Origin of the sequence: Arsukibacterium sp. UBA3155 (genome assembly GCA_002364615.1) — a bacterium.
Classification (GTDB): domain Bacteria; phylum Pseudomonadota; class Gammaproteobacteria; order Enterobacterales; family Alteromonadaceae; genus Alishewanella.
Window position 1 is genome coordinate 95852 of sequence record DEYP01000011.1, and the last position, 23861, is coordinate 119712.

At 48.8% G+C, this 23861-nt stretch carries 19 protein-coding genes; 11 read left to right on the forward strand and 8 right to left on the reverse strand.

The genetic code is table 11. The annotated features are described in order from the left end of the window. Nucleotides 1-73 precede the first annotated feature (73 nt). Nucleotides 74-2107 (reverse strand): winged helix-turn-helix domain-containing protein, encoded by a 2034-nt coding sequence (locus B2X65_RS03535; protein WP_290610706.1) that lies wholly within the window; start codon nt 2105-2107, stop codon nt 74-76. Nucleotides 2108-2239: 132 nt separating this feature from the next. Between B2X65_RS03535 and B2X65_RS03540 the strand changes: the two genes are divergently transcribed. Next, nucleotides 2240-4099, forward strand: a complete 1860-nt coding sequence (locus B2X65_RS03540; RefSeq protein WP_290610707.1) for a serine hydrolase domain-containing protein — start codon at nt 2240-2242, stop codon at nt 4097-4099. Between the two features lie 92 nt (nt 4100-4191). Here the strand turns inward: B2X65_RS03540 and B2X65_RS03545 are convergent, their stop codons facing one another. Continuing rightward, nucleotides 4192-4593: a hypothetical protein gene (locus B2X65_RS03545; protein WP_290610708.1), complete on the reverse strand. Its 402-nt coding sequence runs from the start codon at nt 4591-4593 to the stop codon at nt 4192-4194. Nucleotides 4594-4818: 225 nt separating this feature from the next. On the opposite strand from B2X65_RS03545, the gene B2X65_RS03550 reads away from it, so the two are divergent. The 4 genes from B2X65_RS03550 to B2X65_RS03565 all read left to right on the forward strand — a co-directional run bounded on the left by B2X65_RS03550 (nt 4819) and on the right by B2X65_RS03565 (nt 9366). Beyond that, entirely contained in the window at nt 4819-5280 is a 462-nt protein-coding gene (locus tag B2X65_RS03550) for an MgtC/SapB family protein (RefSeq protein WP_290610709.1), read from the forward strand. Between the two features lie 249 nt (nt 5281-5529). After that, nucleotides 5530-7794 carry a CHRD domain-containing protein gene (locus tag B2X65_RS03555; RefSeq protein WP_290610710.1) on the forward strand — a complete coding sequence of 755 codons (2265 nt, stop codon included), beginning with the start codon at nt 5530-5532 and terminating at the stop codon, nt 7792-7794. Nucleotides 7795-8111: 317 nt separating this feature from the next. Continuing rightward, nucleotides 8112-8642: a DUF305 domain-containing protein gene (locus tag B2X65_RS03560; protein ID WP_290610711.1), complete on the forward strand. Its 531-nt coding sequence runs from the start codon at nt 8112-8114 to the stop codon at nt 8640-8642. Continuing rightward, complete coding sequence (locus B2X65_RS03565) at nt 8635-9366, forward strand: MauE/DoxX family redox-associated membrane protein (RefSeq protein ID WP_290610712.1); 732 nt, start codon at nt 8635-8637, stop codon at nt 9364-9366. Before B2X65_RS03560 ends, B2X65_RS03565 begins: the two co-directional genes overlap by 8 nt. Nucleotides 9367-9433: 67 nt before the next feature. Here the strand turns inward: B2X65_RS03565 and B2X65_RS03570 are convergent, their stop codons facing one another. Continuing rightward, nucleotides 9434-10144, reverse strand: a complete 711-nt coding sequence (locus B2X65_RS03570) for an SIMPL domain-containing protein (RefSeq protein ID WP_290610713.1) — start codon at nt 10142-10144, stop codon at nt 9434-9436. Nucleotides 10145-10322: 178 nt separating this feature from the next. Between B2X65_RS03570 and fusA the strand changes: the two genes are divergently transcribed. The 5 genes from fusA to B2X65_RS03595 all read left to right on the forward strand — a co-directional run bounded on the left by fusA (nt 10323) and on the right by B2X65_RS03595 (nt 18434). Further along, the gene (gene fusA / locus B2X65_RS03575) at nt 10323-12428 is read left to right on the forward strand and encodes an elongation factor G (RefSeq protein WP_414631408.1); all 2106 of its coding nucleotides are present in this window, start codon (nt 10323-10325) and stop codon (nt 12426-12428) included. A gap of 174 nt (nt 12429-12602) precedes the next feature. Then, the gene (locus B2X65_RS03580; protein ID WP_290610715.1) at nt 12603-14060 is read left to right on the forward strand and encodes a circularly permuted type 2 ATP-grasp protein; all 1458 of its coding nucleotides are present in this window, start codon (nt 12603-12605) and stop codon (nt 14058-14060) included. A gap of 3 nt (nt 14061-14063) precedes the next feature. Beyond that, entirely contained in the window at nt 14064-15032 is a 969-nt protein-coding gene (locus B2X65_RS03585; RefSeq protein ID WP_290610716.1) for an alpha-E domain-containing protein, read from the forward strand. Nucleotides 15033-15094: 62 nt separating this feature from the next. Beyond that, entirely contained in the window at nt 15095-17554 is a 2460-nt protein-coding gene (locus B2X65_RS03590; protein ID WP_290610718.1) for a circularly permuted type 2 ATP-grasp protein, read from the forward strand. Nucleotide 17555: 1 nt separating this feature from the next. Further along, nucleotides 17556-18434 (forward strand): transglutaminase family protein, encoded by an 879-nt coding sequence (locus B2X65_RS03595; RefSeq protein WP_290610719.1) that lies wholly within the window; start codon nt 17556-17558, stop codon nt 18432-18434. A gap of 20 nt (nt 18435-18454) precedes the next feature. On the opposite strand, the gene B2X65_RS03600 is transcribed toward B2X65_RS03595, so the two are convergent. Genes B2X65_RS03600 through coxB form a run of 4 tightly spaced genes read right to left on the reverse strand, consistent with a single transcriptional unit; the run spans nt 18455 to nt 22851 of the window. Beyond that, a complete protein-coding gene (locus B2X65_RS03600; protein WP_290610720.1) occupies nt 18455-19276 on the reverse strand; it encodes a cytochrome c oxidase assembly protein in 822 nt (273 codons plus the stop codon). Then, nucleotides 19267-19638, reverse strand: a complete 372-nt coding sequence (locus B2X65_RS03605) for a hypothetical protein (protein WP_290610721.1) — start codon at nt 19636-19638, stop codon at nt 19267-19269. Before B2X65_RS03605 ends, B2X65_RS03600 begins: the two co-directional genes overlap by 10 nt. Further along, complete coding sequence (ctaD, locus tag B2X65_RS03610) at nt 19635-22157, reverse strand: cytochrome c oxidase subunit I (RefSeq protein WP_290610722.1); 2523 nt, start codon at nt 22155-22157, stop codon at nt 19635-19637. The genes B2X65_RS03605 and ctaD overlap by 4 nt, the downstream gene beginning before the upstream one ends. Further along, nucleotides 22150-22851: a cytochrome c oxidase subunit II gene (coxB, locus tag B2X65_RS03615; RefSeq protein ID WP_290610724.1), complete on the reverse strand. Its 702-nt coding sequence runs from the start codon at nt 22849-22851 to the stop codon at nt 22150-22152. The genes ctaD and coxB overlap by 8 nt, the downstream gene beginning before the upstream one ends. A gap of 54 nt (nt 22852-22905) precedes the next feature. Here coxB and B2X65_RS03620 point away from each other — a divergent pair, with 54 nt between their 5' ends. After that, the gene (locus B2X65_RS03620) at nt 22906-23385 is read left to right on the forward strand and encodes a DUF2231 domain-containing protein (protein ID WP_290610725.1); all 480 of its coding nucleotides are present in this window, start codon (nt 22906-22908) and stop codon (nt 23383-23385) included. Between the two features lie 17 nt (nt 23386-23402). On the opposite strand, the gene B2X65_RS03625 is transcribed toward B2X65_RS03620, so the two are convergent. Next, nucleotides 23403-23837 (reverse strand): CopD family protein, encoded by a 435-nt coding sequence (locus B2X65_RS03625; RefSeq protein ID WP_290610726.1) that lies wholly within the window; start codon nt 23835-23837, stop codon nt 23403-23405. Nucleotides 23838-23861 lie beyond the last annotated feature (24 nt).

Below are 23861 nucleotides of genomic sequence, written 5' to 3' on the forward strand. Positions count from 1 at the left end.
TTTATCAAAAAAAACGTGAAACAGGCAGCTTCGGCTGCCTGTTTATTTAGCGTGAGATGAATCTGATTCAGGATTAATATTCCACCTTTATCATGTCACTTTGCGCCAGCACAGATCGTACTGCAAGCATGGTTGTGCCATCAGACGACAGTTCAAAGTTCAGACGAAACCGATTTTTGGCAATTAACTGCTTATCAGTATTTGCTGTCGTCATGTCAGTGCGATACAAATAAGCCAGATTCTCTTCATGTCCGGTGTAATAAAGTGCGCCTTGATAAACCTGCCAACGGTTTGGGCTGATACTAGGCAGTCGGGTAAGTAACACCGGCTCACTGTTGGCCTGTTCAAGCCAGGCATTGGCCTCGCTATCGATTACCAACGTTTGATTATCTGTCAGCTGCTGCTTCGCAAATACCTGGTGCTGCGCTCTAACCTTAATGTCAGCATCAAGCTCATAACGGTACAGTGCCGGCTGACCATGTTCAATTCTGGCGAAGTGCAGCTGCTCTGCTGCTGTCCATTGCACAGATGCTACCTTTTCCAGCTCAGTCGTCAGATAACGAAATTGCTGATCTTGTAACGCCAATATAAAGACTCTGCCGTTGGCAATACCGGCCAGATGCGTTTCCTCCTGATTCACCTGTAAAGCAGTAAATTCGATGTCTACCGGCAAAGACGCCAGTACGTATTTTACGTTATCGCGAATAACGGCAATCTGGCTTTGTTTATGAAGTTTATTAATAAGATAAATATGGCCGCTGCGCTTGCCGGTAACGGGAAAGTCTTCAGCACCGGAAAACTCTAAGTAGTTGTGGTTCAGGCCACTATACGATAGAGGAGTCTGCGCCAGAAAAGGGTTAGGTTGGCTTACCAGATCGAGATAATTGCCATTGTGCTGACGAGCGAACAAACAACGATCACCGCAGCTGTAAAAAACATTATTAATATTATTAATATCAACTGGCAGCAGAGCAAACTGACGGCTGGTCAAATCATACTGAGCAAACTCGCCATAAAAGCTGGAAAGCGTTATCACCTGATCATCTGCGCTCCATATCAGGTGCTGGTAACTTCCGGGAAGTTTGCTTACATGAACCAGCTCGCCACTTGGTAAATGCTGAATAAGCAGCTCGTTGTCGTCAGCGCCTGTATTGCGAAGTATCGCCAGAAATCTGCCATCAAAGGATTCTCGGGCAAAATAATCACCACTGCCATGCCCCGCCGACGATGTCACGCTGGATAATTTTTGGCTGGCCAGTTCGTAATACCAAATGCCCTGGGTCCGAGTTGGTTGCTTAAAATCACTAAGGTACAGCCCGGAACCGTCAGAACTCCATGCTTGAAAATAACGTTGCCCTGCAACAACATCGGGTAAAGCAAAGATGTTACTTAAACCCTGCTGAGCAGAGAAATCGGCGATAAAAGTGTTGGTTTGCCCCGGTGTACTTCGGGTATACGCTAGCTTATCACCATTAGCAGATAACTGGCCGTTGGCGTAGTTTGCATCGTCATAAGTAAGCCGGGTTATCCGCCCGCTATCCAACGCTTTGGCGTAAAGTTGCAGGTAATCATCTTTATTGGCACGGTGCGAGAAAATCAATTGGTTTTGCGGAGCATTATAAAAAGGGCTGACTTCTGAACCATCCATACTGGTAAGCGACGTTAGCGTAACTGCCGCTGGTTGCGACAGCACACTATACCCAGCCCAGCTAATGACACCGAACAACAATCCACAGGCAACCAGCCAGCGAGCAGCGGTTCGCATAACTAATTTTGGCTTATCGTCAGTTACTGCACCAGCAACAGCGGTAACCTCAGCAATCAGTATATAGCCTTTTAACGGTATGGTTCGAACATAACGTGAGTCACGGGCGCTGTCGTGCAGACTTTTACGTAGTTTTTTTATCACGGCCCGAAAGGCATCGTCGGTAATCACCCGATCTGACCACAAGGTTTTTTTTATGGTGTCTTTCGTTACCAGTTCGCTGACATTATCGACTAGAAGTTTCAATAATTCATTGATCTGAGGCTCTATTTTCACTACCTGGTTGTTCTTGATTAGCTCAGCACGGCTATAATTAAAAACAAAATCACCTACTTTGAACACGTTATTTCACCTGTTTATTGATGTGACCTTTTGTGACTATTTACCCTTGCCGTAAAATCACAATAAGTCCTTTGCCACTGCCGGCCTTCCATTTCATATTGACAACGACCGTCACTAATTGGAAGAAAAAAAATGATAAAAATTATTATCTTGTGGTTGGGGGTGTTTATAATCGCCGCCAGTGGCCACACCCACGCTAACGCTCCGGCAGAGGCTTCAGCAACATTCAAACAGCTGCTAGATTCCGTCAGACAGAAAAGCGGCGTGCAAGGTATTGCCGTCAGTATTATTGAAGGCGGTAAAGAACCAACGTTCATTACCTCCGGCTTTGCCGATATCGAGCAGAGAACACCCATTACCGAACGCACCCAGTTTCGTTTTGGCTCGGTATCCAAAATTCTGGTTGCGATGTCAGTAATGAAGCTTATAGAACAACACCAGTTGACATTAAATACCCCGTTGCAGCAACTGATACCCGAAATTCACTTCGATAACCCATATGAAGCAGATTTTCCGCTAACTGTGCACCATCTGTTAAATCACACTACTGGTTGGGACGCCATGCGTTTTGCCGAAAATGTACCGACCTCTGCCTCTCCGGTTACTATTAAGCAGGCACTGGATATTCACCCTGATAGCCGGCAATCACGCTGGCCACCCGGCTCACGTTTCGCCTACAATAATACCGGGCCACTGGTTGCGGCTTATATTGTCGAAAAACTCAGTGGTGTCAGTTTTGAATCTTTTGTTAAAAGCCACTTTTTAACGCCGCTAGGTATGACTCACACCGATTATTTTTATACCGACCACTATCGCCAGCACGCTGCTACCCTGTATCTGGGAAACACGCCGTTAGCTTTTGAGCATCTGAATAATCGCCCGGCTGGTGGCTTAAACAGCGATATGGCCGATATGATTGCCTTAGTCAGGTTTTTATTAGCTCAGGGAAAAGAGCCATCGCAGCAGGTGTTATCAGCAACATCGTTTCAGACGCTGCAAACGCCGGCTGGCTCGCTCTCTGCTAACGCTGGTATTGAGCTGACCTATGCTCAGGGCGTAAATCTTTTTCATGCCAATGGCCAGCTATTGTTTGGCCATGAAGGCAGTGTTCGGGGTGGCTCTTCGCTCGTGATCTACCAACCTGACATACAGAAAGGCTACGTTATTGCCGTGAATGGAGAAGGGCCGGCAGTGCCGCAAATCCATCAGTTTTTGGCTAATTTAATTACCCGGCCTGGCGCAACACAACATGTCAGCGAGCAACATCACTTTTCTGAAAAACAGCAGGCTCTGTCAGGTTTTTATCGCAGCATAAATCCGGGTGCCAGCCTTATTGCTCCATTCTCTGTGCTAAGTCCGTGGCAACTTAAAGTAACTGAGCAATCTGCTACTATCGGCCCGATAGTTGGCGCTAAACTGCGCTCGCTCGGAGCTGGCGGTGATAATTACTTTACCCAGTGGCAGACCGGCAAAACAATACTGGTGCCAGCCGAAGACCCGATAGCAGGCGCAGTGATTCATTATGGTCCGCAGACTTTCAAACGTATTTCGGCATTTACTGCCTATGCGCCGCTCTCTATTGTGGTGGTTTGGGTAATACTGACAATAATCGCTTTTCTCTTTGCTTTAATTTGGCTGCCACGCAAATTGCACGGCAAAACTGCCGTACATGCCAGCATACGTTTGCGCAGCTGGCCGCTAATGACCATTGTGCCTTTACTGCTATCAGTTAGTTTAGTGTTGTATGCCAAAGCCAGCCCGGCTTTAACTGAATTAGCAGGCCAAGTCAGCTGGCTGTCGGTCGGCTTGCTGGTATGCAGCCTTCTGTTCTTTATCAGTAGCCTTTGGAGTATGGTTATATGGTGGCAAACACCACGGCATCAGGTTCATCCATTAACATACTGGCACTCATCAATGCTGATAGCGCTGAACAGCCTGATAGCCATTTTTCTGCTGTTTAATGGTTTAATCGGCGTTCGTTTGTGGGCATAACAGCAGTGTAAGCCGCACAAACATTCAACTGACACAGGCAGCTTCGGCTGCCTGTTTTTTTAGCAATAGGCACCTGCTCGCAACACCAACCGCTACTTTTCTTTACTGGCCGGATAATTTACCCCGGGGAAGCTGCCGGCCAGCTCTTCTTCCAGTAAATTCAGCTTTTTGCTGGCTTCACTATCGGCCAGGCCCTGGTCACGAACTTCCCGCAGTATCGCAATTAACCGGCGCCGGTAGTCCCAGTGCCATTCACCACGCTGCTCCCACTTAAAAGTGCGCTGAAATAGCAATATAAAAGCCGGAATAGCGGCTATCCCTGCCGATAGTTTTGTCTGGCCATCGCCGAATATCTGAGCAAATGCCGGGTAACTACTGGCCATAACCACCATAAATAACAATAAATGATTCAGTACAAAATCAAATTTGGAATAACGATAGCGGGCCGTTATTTCACGCTCTATTTCAGCCACAATGGCACTTTTTTCTTCCATAATGCAGTTCTCGCTACACAGCGATGATGAGTTAATTAAAAATAGCACAACCTCAGACACAGAATGCTATGTAAACGGGCTGAATTAACAGCATAAAAGCATCCAACGAATAAGGCTGTCTGGTCCAGATGGAGTAATGGAAGGCCTTTACCCTCGCTTTACCACCACCCCCACGGCGCTATGCTATGTTTAAGTGATGGCAAACCAACCGGTTGGGGATAACTGATGAACCTGATACCACAGTTTGACTGGAATATTGTGGCATTGCACATTCGTGATTTATTAATTGCTTTTATCCTTGCGGTGCCTATTGGCTGGGACCGGGAAAAGCAAGAGCGTACTGCTGGCTTACGGACCTTTCCGCTGGTTGCGGTTGCGGCGTGTGGCTATATGCTGGTAGGCCTGGAAGTGTTAAGCAGTACTGATGCTGAATCGCGGGTGATGCAGGGCATTATTACCGGTATCGGTTTTATCGGTGGTGGGGCCATCCTAAAGAATGTTGTTGAAGGTGAAAACTCCGTTCGCGGTACTGCGACCGCAGCCAGCTTATGGTTAACCGGGGCAATGGGGATGTCTGTCGCTGCCGGGCGCCTTGAAATTGCACTGGTGTTAAGCTTACTTACGTTCGTTACCCTGCGACTGATGACTCAAGCCAAATCAATGGTAGACACCAAAGAAGAAAAATAGCATGGCTTCACGTTACCTTTAAAACAGCAAAATAACGGCCCGGATGGTGGCAATCTCCGCTGATCGATTTGGCAAACGCTTATCGATTGTAGTTCGGTCATTCTGTACTACCCTTAGTTACGTTGTAGCTATTTTATTATCACAACAAGGGAATAAATTTAATTTTCTGGGTCCAGGTTATTGATACCGCCCTGGTTCCACTAGCATTGACACTCTCGCATTTTCTACAAAATTACAGGAGTTTTTTAAATGAAAAAAATGTTTTATCTGATATTGCCATTGTTTGCTCTGGCAGGATGTTTTGAAGGCGCAGACGACGAGCTACCTGAACCACCACCAGTGTTTACCGCGACCCAGACCTTTAATGTCAGCCTGACCGGCCATCAGCAGGTACCCAATGTTGTCACCGATGACATCGCGACTGCCACGGTGGAACTTGATGAAGATTTAAAGCAAATCCGGGCGTCAGTCGATTTGTCCGACATCGACAATGTTGAAGCCGCCCATATTCATGATGGCGATTTAGGATTTAACGGTGATGTTGCCTTTGCATTTACTGCTGACACCAGCGGTGTTTACCGCATTGCTCCGATCGATATTTCCGATGCCCTGATAGCCGACTTACAAAACGGCGAGTGGTATATTAATGTTCATACCACTTCATACCCGAACGGTAAAATTCGAGGCCAGATTGTCAACGATGAGACGGTAATCGTAACCTTTCCCTTGGCAGGCCAGCAAGAAGTACCGGCAGTTGATACCATTGCCAGTGGTTATGCTTATGCCGCAATAGATCAAACCGATTACCAACTTACGCTGACGGCAAGAACCATGGGAGTAGCTGATGCAACGATGGCACATATTCATACCGGCCGGGTTGGCACCAATGGTGATGTACTAGTCGGTCTGGAGGCCGCAGAGGAAGATGGAGTTTGGGTATTACCTGCTGAGACCATGATTGATGAAGCGACCTTTCAGGTGCTGGCTGGCGGAGGGCACTACGTTAATGTGCATACACCTGCCAACCCGGGAGGTGAGCTCAGAGGGCAAATAATTACTGATAACTTCGTGCTTACGACGTTTGCGTTATCTGGCAAACAGGAAGTACCCATGGTAGATACCCCGGCATCGGGTGACGGCTATGCGCTGATCAATACGGATGACTACATGGTCGAGGTTGTCGCGGTCACCACCGGCGTTGATGATGCGACCATGGCCCATATTCATACCGGGCGCATCGGTAATAACGGCGATGTGTTGGTAGGCCTGGTGCAATCTGGTGACGATTTGGGCACCTGGATGACGCCTGAAGACACGCAGATTGACGAAGCCACCTTTGCGATACTGGCTTCTGGTGGCCATTACGTTAATGTTCATACCCCCGAGAACCCAAGTGGCGAGCTACGCGGCCAGATTTTAACCGATAACTTTGTACTGAGTACTTATGATTTAAGTGGCGCCCAAGAAGTACCCGCTGTTGCAACAATGGCATCAGGCGATGGCTATGCTCTGATTAATACCACTAACTTTGCGGTTGAATTAGTGGCACTGACAGAGGGGGTTGATGATGCGACCATGGCACATATTCATACTGGCAGAGTGGGAATAAATGGCGATGTGCTCATTGCGCTTGAGCAGGATGTGACGACCCCTGGCAAATGGGTAACCCCAGACGGAACCCTGATTGACGCCGATATTTTTGCCGTGCTTGCCTCTGGTGGCCACTATGTCAATGTTCATACTCCTGCTTATCCCGGTGGTGAACTGCGTGGTCAGATCCTGACCGATAACTATATGCTGGCAACCTTTGCCCTTAGCGGAGCGCAGGAAGTACCGGCTGTCAACACTTCGGCATCCGGTACAGGCTATGCATTGGTTAACAAGTCACAGCTGACATTGGAGCTCATGGTGCATACGCAGGGAGTGGACGATGCCACCATGGCACATATTCATACTGGTCGGGTGGGAGTAAACGGTGATGTGTTGGTTCCCCTTGTGCAAGTTGCAGGTGAAGCTGGCTCGTGGTTGCTGCCAACGGCAACCCCTATCACTGCAGACATTTTAAACGTGCTTATGTCAGGTGGACATTACGTCAATGTTCATACACCGGCCAACCCAAGCGGTGAGTTGCGGGGCCAGATTATCTCCAACGATAACTTTGCGCTGATTACCTTCCCGTTATCCGGGGCGCAGGAAGTCCCGGCTGTTACCACAGCGGCCAGAGGAGACGGCTATGCCATGGTGAATTTGAGTGACTACAGCCTGGAACTGCAGGTACTGACGTCAGGTGTGGAAGATGCCACTGCAGCACATATTCATACCGGCGTCGCAGGAGTAAACGGCCCGGTATTACTTGGCCTTGAACAAGATGCCGGCAACGTTAACCGCTGGATGACGCCGGCTGATGCCGCATTAACCCAAAGCATTTTTGATGTGCTGGCCGCAGGTGGTCACTATGTTAACGTCCATACCCCAGAATTCCCCAATGGCGAAATACGAGGGCAAATTGAATAATTGAGTAACGTCTCATAACCAATGACTTAATACTGAGCGATACCCAATATAATAATACATTTGATGCGGCATCATCTGGTGCCGCATATTTATTTAAAGAGTAACCGCTTTCAAGTTTACTTCCCCCCTCACTGTCAAAGCTTTCCCAGAGCAGCTTTGATTAAACCAGCAATACGTCGATGGGCGCGCCACCCGCCATGGAACGATTATTGCAGCTACTCCTTACTAATAACCTGACATTGCAGTGATGCATGAATAATATTCACAGGGAACAGCTTTAACACGTAAGGATTACTTACATTATGAAAGGATGAACTATGAAATACGCTAAATTCGGGGCGATGATAATAACCTCGACTATCGCAATGTTTATCATGATGTACCTTAACACTTATGCCATGTCTCATATCTGGTTTAGTGAAACACGCACTTATATGGCCGTTTATATGGGCGCAGTAATGGCAATAATCATGCTCGCTTTTATGCTAGGCATGTACAACAATAAAAAACTTAATGCTGCTATTTTTATTGGTGCAATAATCCTGTTTGCTACATGTCTGTACCTGGTTCGTTCACAAAACACCGTATCCGATGTCTCCTATATGAAAGCCATGATACCGCATCATTCTATCGCGATTCTAACCAGTGAGCATTCCAACATTGAGGATGCACGAGTTCGTGAATTAGCAGATGGCATTATTAAAGCTCAGCGCAAAGAAATTAAAGAAATGGAGTGGTTGATTCAGGATATTGAACAACAGGGTAAGCTCACCACAGAGGCTGCTGCAAAAGCGCGCGCTGTTCCAGAATTTAAAGGAAATTTAAATAAAGGAGATCAGAATGAGTAAAACAGCCACATTATACCGGATGGTAACCGATGAGCATATTTGTCCCTTTGGCTTGCGTTCAAAAGACCTGTTAGAAAGAAAAGGTTTTAAGGTAGACGATCATAAACTGACTTCACGTGCTGAAACTGAGCAATTTAAACAGCAGCATGGAGTGAAAACCACTCCGCAGACATTTATTAATGATAAACGGATCGGCGGTTATGACGACTTACGTGATTACTTTGGTAAAGACGAAGCAGGACAAACCGGTACCACTTATACCCCGGTAATTGCGATATTCGCTGTCGCCGCTTTGCTGACAATAGCGTTCCAGTATTTTGTATCCGGTGACTACGCTTCAGTCCGCACCTTTATGCTGTTTATTGCGTTTTCAATGACCCTGCTGGCGGTACAAAAACTGAAAGACCTGTACAGTTTTACTAACTCGTTTATCACCTATGATTTACTGGCCATGAAATGGCTTCGTTACGGCTACATTTACCCTTTTGTAGAGGCTTACGCCGGTATTGGCATGATTGCTCAGCTTCCGGCATTAGCAGTGGCCCCATTTTCGCTATTTATAGGAACAGTAGGTGCCATTTCTGTGGTAAAGGCAGTTTATGTCGACAAACGTGAGCTTAAATGTGCCTGTGTAGGCGGTGACAGTAATGTTCCTTTGGGGTTTGTATCGTTATCTGAAAATCTCTTTATGATTGCAGGCGGCCTGATTATGCTCCTGTGGTGAGTCTTTAACCACGATGGCAGGCAGCATGCTGTCCCAGCACTTTGCCTGCCACCTCCCCAGGCAGGCGTTACTCAACCGTTAAATCAAATACTGCGTCTACCGTACTAGTAAACTTTACCGTGGCTTGTAAGTAACGGCCCGGCGCTACATCGGCGGCACCCAGCCTGGAGCCGGTTACTTCAATGCGTTCATAGCCACCCTGCTGACGATGAGTATTAGAATTAATACTGTAAATACGACCCAGTCTGGCATCAAACGCACTGGCCAGCGCCTGCGCTTTTGCTTTGGCATTTGCTACCGCCATGGCCGTAACTTTGGTTTGCATTTCGTCGCTGTCAGAAGCCTGCAACTGGATATTGGTCACTTGATTAATTTGTACTTTTAAACCGAAGTTAATTAGCTCATTCAGCTGGTCGATATTTGTCAGCTCTACTTTTATCGACCGCTCTGCACGATAACCGGCTAATTGCTGCTCATTACCGTCAGTATAAATATAATGAGGTTCGGTTAATAAATTGGAAGCCGTCACCCCTTCGGTTTTTACCGCATAATCTTTTAACCCCTCTAAAAACAGATTTACCCGGCTATCAACATCAGCTTTTGCTTCAAGTGCAGTCGCTTGCATGCTCGATACGTCAAAAGAAATCAGCGCTTTGTCGGGTCTGGTGGTCAGTTCGGCGCTGCCCTGCACCGTCACATGGCGGTTTGCCGGCAAACCGTTACTCGCCAATGCGGTAAAAGCGCTAACGCACAATAAAATACTGATGAGTGTTTTCATTCATTCTCCTTAATTATTAATCCTGAGGCTGGTGCTGGCCTCACAGCTGTTTAAAATCGTATGTCAGGCAGCGTTGACAGCATGGATAAAAAATTAGCAAGCGACAACATTTTTTCTCTGCAAATCTTTTTAAAATCCTGTATATTGTCGCACTATTTTCAAACCCTAGCTTATTGAGATTACTATGTCAGCAGATTTATCCTTATACAGAAACATTGGTATCTTCGCCCACGTTGATGCCGGCAAAACCACGACTACCGAACGTATCCTTAAACTGACCGGTAAAATTCATAAGTTAGGCGAAGTTCACGAAGGTGAATCAACCACCGACTTCATGGAGCAGGAAGCTGAGCGCGGTATAACTATCCAGTCTGCAGCCGTAAGCTGTTTCTGGAAAGGTTACCGTTTCAACGTTATCGATACCCCGGGACACGTTGACTTTACCGTAGAAGTTTACCGTTCATTAAAAGTACTGGATGGCGGTATCGGCGTATTCTGTGGCTCTGGCGGTGTTGAACCACAATCAGAAACCAACTGGCGTTATGCTAACGATGCTGAAGTATCACGTCTGATTTTCGTTAACAAACTTGACCGTATCGGTGCTGACTTTATCCGTGTTACCGAGCAGGTTAAAAAAGTGCTGGGCGCTAACCCGCTTATCATGACCTTGCCTATCGGCCGTGAAGATACTTTTTCAGGCGTTGTTGACCTGTTAACTCAGAAAGCCTACGTCTGGGATGAAACCGGCCAGCCAGAAAACTACGAAGTGACTGACGTACCAGCAGATATGGCTGATGACGTTGAAATGTACCGTACGCAGTTAATCGAAACCGCATTAGAGCAAGATGACGACCTGTTAATGGCCTATATGGATGGCGAAGAGCCGTCTATCGAAGACATTCAGCGTTGTATCCGTAAAGGTTGTCGTGACCTGGCATTCTTCCCAACATACTGTGGTTCTGCCTTTAAAAACAAAGGTATGCAATTATTGCTGGATGCTGTTGTTGATTATCTGCCAAGCCCAACTGAAGTTATTCCGCAGCCACTGACTGACGAAGAAGGTAACGAGAACGGCCAGCACGCTATCGTATCTGCTGATGAGCCATTCCGCGCCTTAGCGTTTAAAATCATGGATGACCGTTTCGGCGCCCTGACCTTTATCCGTATTTACTCTGGTGTACTGAACAAGGGTGATACCATCCTTAACTCATTTACCGGTAAAACGGAGCGTATCGGCCGTATGGTTGAGATGTACGCTAACGACCGTATCGACCTTACTTCTGCTCAGGCGGGTGACATCATTGCCCTGGTAGGTATGAAGAACAACACTCAGACCGGCCACACCCTGTGTGATCCTAAGCACCCTTGTACTCTTGAGCCAATGGTATTCCCAGAGCCAGTAATCTCTATCTCTGTAACGCCAAAAGATAAAGGTTCAGTTGAGAAGATGGGTATCGCTATCGGTAAGATGGTTGCTGAAGATCCAACCTTCCGCGTTGAAACTGATGTTGATTCAGGTGAAACCATCCTTAAAGGTATGGGTGAATTACACTTAGATATCAAAGTCGACATTCTGAAGCGTACATACGGCGTAGAGTTAGTAGTAGGCCAGCCACAGGTTGCTTACCGTGAAACCATTACCCGTGAAGTTGAAGACAGCTACACCCACAAAAAACAATCTGGTGGTTCAGGTCAGTTCGGTAAAATTGATTACCGTATCCGTCCAGGCGAGCAGAACTCTGGCTTTAGCTTTAAGTCAACAGTAGTTGGCGGTAGCGTACCAAAAGAGTTTATGCCTGCTATCGAGAAAGGCTTTGCGTCAATGATGTCAACCGGTACCCTGGCTGGCTTCCCGGTATTAGACGTAGAAGTTGAAGTATTTGACGGTGGTTTCCACGCCGTTGACTCATCAGCAATCGCGTTCGAAATTGCTGCTAAAGGCGCTTTCCGTCAGTCAATTCCTAAAGCTGGCGCCCAGTTGCTTGAGCCAATCATGAAAGTTGACGTATTTACCCCGGAAGATCATGTTGGTGATGTTATCGGTGACTTAAACCGTCGTCGCGGCATGATTTCTGGCCAGGAAGCCGGTGTTACTGGTGTAAGGATCAAAGCTGACGTACCATTGTCAGAAATGTTCGGTTACATTAGCTCACTGCGCACCATGACTTCTGGTCGCGGCCAGTTCTCTATGGAGTTCTCGCACTACTCACCGTGCCCGAGCAACGTAGCTGAAACCGTTATTGCCAAAGAAAAAGAAAAGAAAGCCGCTGCTGCTAAAAACTAAGTAGGAAGCGTGCTTTAAAAAGCCCCGCCGGTGAACCGGCGGGGCTTTTTTATTTGTATTAGCAAAAAGACTTCAGTCTCAGATTGGCCCTATGGCATAAGCCTTGCTACAGTTAACCTCTTAACTAATTGAATAATGCGCAATATTATCACTGTGCCTGACAAGGAGTTGCCTATGAGCTCGACCAGTTTTACCCAGGGGGGCTATCCGCTAACAGACGGCTGTTTTGATGAACTTGTTAGTGCCAATGGCAGTATTCGACGCCCCGCCGTTGCTATTGCCCGTTTTATTGATAAACATGGCCCCAGCGAATTAATCAGACGACAATCATTAATAAATCAGACTATTAGCGACATGGGTGTGTGTTTTACTCTGTATGCCGATGGTGACAATATAGACCGGGCCTGGCCACTGGATGTGATGCCACGCACTATTCCCAGCAGCGAATGGCAGCTGACCAGCGATGGCCTGAAACAGCGTTTGCATGCCCTTAATCTGTTTATCGATGACTTATATAATGACCAGAAAATTCTGAAAGACGGCATTGTACCCAGCGAACTGGTGCTACAGTCCCGCAATTACCTGAGGGCATGCCAGGGTGTGTCGCCCCGTTATAAGGCATGGGCCAATATATGTGGCACCGATTTAGTGCGCGATGGCAGCGGTAAGTTTCTGGTATTGGAGGATAATTTACGGGTGCCTTCTGGCGTATCCTATATGCTGGAAAACCGTACCGTAATGAAACGAGTATTTCCGGAGCTATTTGCTGACTCAACTATTTTTCCGGTAGATGATTATCCGCATCAGTTATGGAAAATGCTGGCATCTTTATCGCCGCGTGAGGGTGATGTGCCCTGCATCGTGTTGCTCACGCCGGGAATTTACAACTCTGCTTATTTTGAACATACCTTTCTGGCCCAGCAAATGGGGATTGAACTTGCAGAAAACCACGATATGTATGTCGAGGATGACGTGGTATGGTTAAAAACCCTGCGCGGTAAACGACGGGTAGATGTGATATATCGGCGGGTCGACGATGTATTTATTGATCCACAAGCCTTCCGGCCTGACTCGGTACTCGGTATTCCAGGTCTTATCAAAGCCTGGGCTAAAGGCAATGTTTCTATTGCCAATGCCCCGGGCTCCGGTGTCGCAGACGACAAAGTGGTGTACGCCTATGTGCCGGCAATTATTGATTATTACCTGGGAGAACAGCCCCTTATCGATAACGTTGAAACTTTCCTGTGTCTCGATCCAAAACAAAAAAGTTATGTGCTGGCGAACCTTGACAAACTGGTGGTAAAACCGGCTAACGAGTCTGGCGGCTACGGCATATTAATCGGTCCCCGCTCTACCCTGGCCGAGCAACAAGAAATGGCTGCCGCTATTGAAGCGAACCCCCGCAATTTTATTGCTCAGCCCACGTTAAATCTGTCAACCGCGCCCACTTTGTGTGGTGAGGTGTTAGAGCCACGCCATCTTGACTTGCGCCCCTTTATTTTACAGGGGGAAGAACTGTACTGCACCACCGGCGGTTTAAGCCGGGTTGCACTAACCAAAGGCTCCCTTGTAGTCAATTCCTCCCAGGGTGGCGGCAGTAAAGACACCTGGATCATCAATGATGAGGTATAACCCATGCTATTAAAATCAGTTGAACATATTTTCTGGCTTGGCCGGTATCTGGAGCGGTTAGATAACACGGCCCGCCTGGTCAACGCTACCAGCCATTTGCTGATCGACAGCCATAAAGATACGAAATTCAGCTGGCCGGTATTACTGGATGTCATGGGACTGAACAGCACCAAAGCACTGGATAGTTACCAACTACCCGCCGACGCAGAGCCAGAGCAATCGAGTATTGAAAATGCAGTGATGTCGCATTTAATCACTAACAAAGACAGTACGGTGTCTATTCGGTATACCTGCAGCCAGTTGAAATTTAACGCCCGCACCATCCGCCAGCTTATTCCACGGGATATGTGGGAAGAGCTGAATAAACTGGACTTATTTTTAAAGCAACACTGTCAGCAGCTGCAGGGCAGACAGCACCGTTACAACCTGATGACTGAAGTCAGCCGGCGCTGCCAGATGGTGGTTGGCGTATTAGATGGAGTGATGTTACGCGGTGATGCATTTGACCTGTTTAACAGTGGCCGGCTACTAGAACGCGCAGATATGACCACCCGTATTATGGATGTGCTGGTGTTACAACAACTGCAGCCTACCCAGATAAAACGACCAAAATTTCGCTGGACTTCTATTCTCAATGCCCTGGGTGGCATAGAGTCTTATCATTACTATGTTGCAGAGCAAAGTGGCGATGTCGATGCCATCGATTACCTGTTAACCTATGCTGATTTCCCGCGCTCTATTGCGTATTGCTTAAACCGGGTGGCGGCCTCTGCCAGAACCCTGCCACACAGCAACAGTATTTTGGAGCAGGTACATGCGTTACAGGCACTGCTAAAAGCGCAGCCGCTAACTGATTTATCAACAGAACAACTGCATCAGCTGATTGATAACATCCAAACCGGTATTATCAATTTGCACCAGGTGATAGTAGAGCCAAAGAGCAGCCAGCAAAGCCAGCAGCTGTCAGCCTGACAGGGTTACTCAGGCCAACAAGCTTTATCCCGATGGCAACAGACGTTTATTACAGGAGTCTTATGACCTTAAACCCAGCGCAGCCGGCATGCAACGAACAGCAACACTGGCAGGCGCTACCCCAGTGGCAAACAATGCAACATTGGTGGCAGCAACAAAACGATTTCGCGCTTAACCAGTTGCATAACGAATTGCAGCACCAGCTACGGGAAAATGGTGCTGCGGTCGATCCCTGGCATACCTCAGCACGGCAGCTGGATTTGCAACCCTGGCTGATTGCCAGTGAAGAGTGGCAAACCCTGGAAAATGGCATTAGCCAGCGTCATAAGTTGCTTAACGCCGTACTTGCTGATTTGTATGGACCGCAAAAATTACTACAACACGACATTATTCCTGCCGATGTCATTTACCTTAATGACCATTTTCTGCTGCCCTGTGTCGATCTGGTCGTGGATCAGCCCTGGTTATCTCTGTTTGCCTGTGATGTCGGCCGTAACAGCGATGGCAGCTTTTGTGTTTACAATGACGTCAGCCGGGCACCGGCAGGCCTAGGCCATGTGCTGGAACACCGGCTGGCCTTTAACCACACTACCACTGAGTTGAACACTCAGATTAAAAAAACCCAGTTGGCCGGTTTTTTTCGTCAGTTGCAGCAATTGTTGCAACAACCGGCCCAGAGTAGCGATCAGCAACAGCTGGCCGCCCTGCTTACCCACCAGCGGCGGGATACCGCTTACTTTGAACATGCTTTCTTAGCTAATTATCTGGATATTGCCCTGGTGCACGGTGCAGACTTAATGTTTAAAAGTGGCAAACTGTGGCTGAAAACATTAAGTGGCCTGCAGCCTATCCACGGCGTGCTGCGCTATCTGGACGACAACAGCTGCGATCCGCTGGAACTGGCGCCGGCCAGCAGTGGTTGTGCCGGCATGCTGCAAGGTATCCGGCAAGGTCAGCTTTTTTGCGCCAACCCGCCAGGCAGTGCAGTGCTTGAATCCGGAGCGTTATTGCCTTTTATGGCACAAGCTTGTCAGTTTCTGCTGGATGAACCATTGCAACTGGCCAGTGTGAATGCCCTATGGTGTGGCGATAGCGAAGCGTTAAACCGATTACAACAACAACCCGAGCACTTTTGTATTTCGCATATTGGCAGTGACCGGCAATTTGTGTTGCACCAGTTAAATGATCAAGAGCTGGCGGCATGCTGGCAGCAGGTTAAACAACAGCCTCAGGCTTATATTGCCAGGCAGATACTACCGTTAAGCCAGCTACCCTGCCGCACGGTCAGTGGCAGCTCAGAGCTGCAAGCCGGCGCCTTACGCCTGTTTAGTCTGCTGGACCACCAGCATAACATTTCGGTGTTGCCGGGCGCACTGGGCCGGACGGCTCATGATCCGTTAATCTTGCAAACCGAGCTGTTACAAGGGTTTAATCAACAATTTAATGCCAAAGATGTCTGGGTGCTGGCAGAAAAAGCCCATAGCAGCAGCTTATTGCACAGTGCCAGTAATACCATTACGTTATCGCGCCAGGCGGGCTTATTATCCAGCAGAGTGGCTGATCATTTATTCTGGCTTGGTCGCTATAACGAGCGACTGAATCTGATTTGCCGGGCGTTACGTGCGGCATTACCGCTGCTAAGTGGTGATGATCCGGCGCAGGGCCAACACGATGCCAAAGCCTTACTGCAGTTTTGTCTGCAGGCTAATGGGGCGGATCCCAACCCACAAGCCAGCGTTGAGTCATTACTGGAACCGTTATTTTCTGGCAGCAATCCGCAAGGGCTGGTCGCGGTGCTGAAAAACCTGTTATTTAATGCCCAGTCTGTCCGGGAATACTTCGGTGAGGATACCTGGTATGTGCTAGACCGACTGCAAAGTGCCGTTTACAGCTGGCCAGTTCAGCCTGACTGGCAACAACCGGCATTGTTACTGCGCACCCTCGATGAAATTATTCTTTTGCAAACAGCAATTTATGGCATTAACAGCGAAACCATGACCCGCACCGACAGTTTACGCTTTATGGATTTAGGCCAGCACCTGGAACGGGCACTGCAGACCTGCGGTTTACTGCATTCGGTGTTCTGTCAAACCACTGCCTCGGCAAGTTTACTTGAAGCGCTGCTGCGCATGGCAGATACCCTGTTAACGTACCGCCGGCGTTATCATAGTGCGCTGCACCCCGTACCAATTATCGATTTATTGTTGCTCGATGACAGCACACCGCGTTCCGTGGGCTATCAATGCTCGGTGTTATTACATCAGATTAAAAAGTTACCGCCGCAGCAATTGTCTGCCGGTAACGGTCTGCTACAGGGCAATGAAAGTCAGTTAGCCAGTGAGCTGTTAGCCTTGCTGCAACAAACCGATCCGCAACAGCTGTTTGATCAAATGCAGCGACCTGCCCTGGAGCTGAGTCACCTGCTGTTACAATTGCAACTTCGGCTTCGTCAGTTATCAGACTCGATTACCTTATCGTATTTCAGCCATATCGATACTCACAACCAATGGCAGCGTTTCTGATATGAAATATAACCTGCGTCATCTGACTCAATACAGCTATCCACAGCCGGTAGCCAACAGTTATAACGTGGCATGCCTGACACCCCGTCAGTTAGCCTATCAACACGTTGAACAAACTCAGGTTGATGTTGAACCTTACCCCTCTGAAGTGCAGCAGAGAACCGATTATTTTGGTAACACTCAGCATTTCATTCACTTGCAAAGCCCCCATTTGCAGCTTGCGGTAACCGCAAACAGTATTGTCAGGGTGCTGCCACGGGACAATATATTGAAAATTCAGGATGGTGCCAGCCAGGAGCAGTTACAGCAGCATCTGGCCAGCACTCGCGATAGTATGACACTGCAGGCAAAACTATGCAGCAATGCCAGCCAGCTTATCCCGCTATTGCCAGAAGCCAGGGCAATAATAACCCCCATGCTTAGCGACAGTCAGAATGTGTTGCAGCTGGCCCAGAGCATCAATCAGTTAATTTTCAAAGAATTTCAGTATGATCCCGAGTTCAGTACCGTAGTTACGCCGCTGAGCGAAGTGATAAAGCACAAGCGCGGGGTATGCCAGGACTTTGCGCAGCTGGCAATAGCGTGCATGCGCAGTGTCGGTATTCCAGCGCGTTATGTTAGTGGCTATCTGGAAACCCGTCCCCCGGAGGGACAACCCCGCTTAGTCGGCGCTGATGCTTCCCATGCCTGGTTTGCGGTATTTGATCCGGTGCTTGGCTGGGTAGATTTTGATCCGACCAATAATATACTGGCCGACGAGCAACACCTTACCGTCGCCTTTGGCCGGGATTATGCCGATGTGGTGCCATTAAAGGGCTTGCTGCAAGGCAGTGGTGAGCACAGCCTGACCGTTGCGGTTGACGTTGCTCCGATGGAGTAAAAGAATAACAACAACTGTGTTTAACGTTCTTGATGATTTGCAGCGACACTGTTTAGCCAGCGGTAGCCCAACCAGGCAGCGGCTAACAGATAAGGCAAGCCACCCGGTACCCACATCAATAGTCCCGCCAGTTGCTGATCTGCCAATTGATGCGTCGGATAGTACAGCAGGCTGTCGGCAAAGGTCAGTATGGCACCGAGAAAACCGGTCTGCATCAACGTAAACAGCAACGCCAGCAGCGCCCAGCTACGATTACGCTCGTTACAATTGAGGATTGCCCACCACAGCATCGCAGCACTAACGATAAAGCACATATGCTCCACCAGATGCCACCAGGGATGCTCCAGTGCTAATACATAAAAACGAGGGGTATGCCAGAACCAGACCATAGCAGCATGCAGGTATGCCAAACTTAACGGATAGCCGGCTATTTTCAGCAAGAGCTGCCACAGCGCTCTGCCCAAGCTGCCGGTAGCGGCAGCAAACTGCGCTAACGGCCGGCTAAGCGCCCACATTGGCGGAATAACCACCATAAACAACATATGCTGCACCATATGCGCACTGGCACTGGTTTCTGCCCAATCGTCCAGCGGACCAATAACAGCAAAAGCGCACAGCAACACACTGCTGTGAAACAATAGCGCCTGCGACAACAATGGCGAGCGCATTAGCGAGCCGACACTATACAACAGCCAGAACACGCTCAGCAAAACCACAGCCAGCAGCGCAGCCCAAAAGGTGGCCCCTGCACTTTGAAGCGGATTATGCGCCTGCAGCGGCCAGCTGACAAAGCAGAGCAACAGCGCCGCTATTGTCGAACACCGTAAGACATTCAGGCGCATGGCGCCAATACCAGCACCGGCAAACCGCCGGCGACGGTCGCCACGGCTGCGGCCAGATACAATACGGTACTCACGTAACCAATAAAGCGCTGCGTACTGCTGCTGTCATGAGCCTGATGCTGCGCGGTGCAATATCGTCCACTGCGCCAGGCAAGCACTAACAGCAGCAATATTACCATTATACTAAACGCCGCTAAGCCAATATTAAGCCAGCTGAAAGCGCTTTGCGGCCTTGGCGGCGGTGCCAGCTGGCACACTACCGACAATCCGGCATACATAGCAATAAACCAGATGCTCCAGATAATCAGGCCAATGACAAGTTGTGCCGGGTGGCCCGGGCCAAACCAGCGAGCGGTTGTCATAGCGCAGCTCCCCAGCCTAGTGGCAACAAAAAGAACAATGCAACACTCAGCCAGTACACTGCCAGATAATAAAACCATAGCGGTTTAATGACCTGTGGCTCGTATGGCAAACAGGCACTAACATAGCCGCGGCCGACTCTCAGTGCCTGTAATCCGGTTAAGATTACCGTTAACGTAGCATGGCCAAGCAAGTACAGCAGAATAACCATCAGCACAGCATCATGGGCGCTACTGGTGTAATTCAGTGGCACATCAATAAACAGCAGTAGTAAAATCAGCAGGTGCAACAAACCCAAAGCGGCGCTTAACCACAACTTTTGCTGTAACCGGTTATCATCTTTTTCTGCCAGGCCCTGGCATAGGTTATGAAACAACCAACCGCCGATGCAGGCCGGTAAGCCACAAGCTACCAGCCACCAGACAGATAACGGTCCCGCAGCCGGTGCTGACCACTGCGGGGCGGCAGTCCATAAATAAAACCAGCCAAATAGCAGCGACATATATAAAGCACCATTAGCCAGCAGGGTAACAATCATGCCCCAACGGCCCGGACCATCTAGAGTTTGCACTTCCAGCGGTAACGTATTGGAGTCTGGTGCCGATAGCTTTGCCGCTTTCGGATGTCCGCCGTTCTCCCATCCCCAGCCGAGCAGCACAATAACGGCTATACCAAACGCCACTAAGGCCAATTCATACCAGCGGCACAATAAACTGACACAGACTAAGGCCAAAATCAGCGCAGTGGCTAAAGGCCACCAGGAGTTACCCGGCAACTGCAATATTTTTTGTGGCTGAGCACTGATAGCAGAGGTGCCATAAGTTTCCCGTTTGCCCCGACTGGTATCCGCCAGGCCTTCTTTAGCATCAGCAATACGCCCGGCAAGTTTTGGGTTTTGCCATAGCGGCTCGCCGCTATTCACTTTGGGTAAGCTGACAAAGTTATACTGAGCCGGTGGCATTGCTAACGCCCATTCCAGCGTATCGGCCTGCCAGGGGTTGGCCTCAGCGCGCTTGCCAAACCAAAAGTGCAGTAATAAATCCAGCAGCACCAGTGCCACACCGATGGCCATAATAAAACCGCCAATGGATGACAGCAGATTTAAACCATCCCAGCCCAGGCCGGCCTCATAAGTGTAAACCCGCCGCGGCATACCCAGTAAGCCGGTAAGGTGCATCAGTAAAAAGGTCGTATTAAAACCAGTGAAGGTTAGCCAGAAACCCCAGCGGCCAATGAGTGCTGATGGCATACGGCCCGAAACTAAAGGCAACCAATAATATAACCCCGCGATAAGAGGAAAGAACATGCCACCGACCAGTACATAATGCATATGCGCTACCACAAAGTGCGTATCGTGTACCTGCCAGTTAAACGGCACTAACGCCAGCATTACCCCGGTCAGGCCGCCGCAGACAAATATCATCAGAAAGCCGCTTATCCACAACATGGGCAGCCGGAATACCACCTTGCCCCGCCATAAGGTTGCCAGCCAGGCAAAGACCTGAATTGCGGTAGGTATGGCCACCAGCATGCTGGCGATAGAGAAGAAAGCCTGTGCCAGCTGCGGAATGCCCACAGTAAACATATGGTGCACCCATAGGCCAAAACTGATAAAACCGGTCAGGATCACCGCAATAACTATCCAGCGATAACCAACTATTGGCCGGCCACTGAAAACTGGGATTAAAGTTGAGACAATGCCTGCGGCCGGCAGAAAGATAATGTAAACCTCAGGATGACCGAATAACCAGAATAAGTGCTGCCACAGTAAGGGATCACCACCAGCAGCTACCGTGAAAAACGGCATCCCGGCAGCCCGCTCAAGTTCCAGTAGAATACTGGCCAGAATAAGTGGCGGAAAGCCAAATACGATCATTAACGCCATCACCAGAATATACCAGCAAAATAGTGGCATCCGGCTCAACGTCATGCCGCGGGCCCGACTGCATAAAATGGAGACAGTTAGTTCAATACCAGCCGACATAGCTGAAATCTCAACAAAAGTAATACCCAGTAACCAGAAATCTGAACCAGGTCCGGGCGCAAATTCGCTGCTGCTAAGCGGCGTATACATAAACCAGCCTGAAGCCGGTGCTATCCCCAGCACCAAACTGGACAGTATAATAATGCCGCCAAATAAATAGCAGTAATAACCCAGCGCACTCAGCCTTGGAAACACGAGATCGCGGGCACCAATCATTTTGGGGATCAGATAAATGGCCAGGCCTTCCAGTACTGGAATGGCAAACAAAAACATCATGACGGTGCCATGCATGCTAAACAGCTGGCTGTAGGTCTCAGCAGAAACCAGTTGTTGCTCTGGCAAGGCAAGCTGACTGCGCAGCAGCATGGCCAGCACACCACCTACCAGAAAAAAGAACAGCCCGGTAACCATAAAACGCAAACCAATTGTGCCATGATTTACTGCTGCTAAACTGCCCCATCCCGGCAAGTTTTTCCAGATATGGTGTAACTGACGGCCAATTTCCTGCGCCGATGTACCTGATTTGTTATCAGTCATCGAGGGTTAACTCCTGTATGGATTCTTGCTTCAGCCACAGGGCAAAGTCTGACTGACTATGGGCGATAACAGTAAATTGCATATGGGCATGGCCGACACCACAATATTCGGCGCACTGGCCCCGAAATATTCCTGGCTCCGAGGCTTCAATTCGCAGAACATTAGTGCGCCCCGGCAGTAAATCCAGTTTAACGGCCAACCTTGGTACCCAAAATGAGTGAATAACATCGGCACTGGTTAGCGACAAATGTACCGGCGTATCAACCGGTATATGTAATACATCACTCATCTGCAATGCGTGATCAGGGTAAGTAACCTGCCAATACCACTGATGTCCGGTCACGTTAATTCGCAAGGCATTTTCATCTGACAATGGCATCATCCGTTGCCCCACCGGCAAACCGGCAACCAGCAAAACGATGATGGTAACGGTAGGTAGTACAATACCGCCCCAGATAATCCAGCTGCTGGTTGCACCGACTGGCTGTTTATCTGTTTTGCGTTTTATCGCATAATGCCAAAGCGCAATCAGCGCCAGCAACACGACTGACGCGACAAAAAACATTCCCCACCAAAGCAGTGCAACTTCCGCAGCGGCGGGTCCCTTAGGGTCGAGACTTGAAAATGGCCCACCACAACCGCTCAGGCTCAGTAGCAGGATAGCTGGCCAGAACACTGCTACACTTTGCCGCAAGGGTGTTAGCCGTTTTGTGGTTAGCGCTGCTGTTATTTGTTTTGGAGCTAAAATATGTCGATGGACCCCATTAACAGTCAAATTAAAATTTTTGGCCATCCTATTCATCCCGGCCTTATTCATTTCCCGGTGGCGGCGCTGCTTGGTCTTATTGCCTCTGATCTGGCGTTTGTATTCAGTGCCGATCCATTCTGGGCCCGCGCCAGTTTGTGGCTGGCTGGCGTAGGCGCTGTCGGAGGCTGGCTGGCCAGTTGCGCCGGTATGATGGACTTGCTGATTGTTACTCAGATCCGACGGCTGATCAGCGGCTGGTGCCATGCCATACTGGCAGTGATGTTGTTGTCGCTGGCAACTTTTAACTGGATTTTGCGCCTGCCAGATGCAGCGGCGCACATTATGCCAAAAGGGCTGTATTTGTCGTTGCTCAGTGGCTTGTTGATTATTGTCACCGGTTATCTTGGTGGCCGGCTGGTCTACGAATATGCGGTTGGGGTCAATGTTGACGACATGCTTGAGGAAGACGCCAACAACTAACACTAGTAACAGGATGATTATAAAAACCATGGCAACTGCTCTTGCTGAGGTTTTAGCAACACCAGCACTACAATACTGATAATCAACAACAGCACCAGCAGCAATAAAGCAGTACATTTGCCGCTGATACTGCTACTTTCCGGCCGTTTACGATAAAGAATAAGTAAACCGGCGGTAACATGACAGGCTACCAGCGCGGTTACCAGCGTCAGTTTTAGCAGTAACCAGTTGTCGAATCGTTGCTGTACTACAAATATTAACGTACCAGATACGATACTGAATAAGCCAGCAGGACTGGCCAGCCGGGTAAACCAGATCCGTTCCAGTGAATCTCCGTTGCCAGCCACTTGCGGCCAGTTCGGTGCCTTGCGCGCCAGCAATATTAATAGAATACACAGCGCCGCGGTCCAGATCACCAGACCGGCGATATGTAAAAACAACAACCACACCATTAAAAGATTCCGTTAGACACAGAA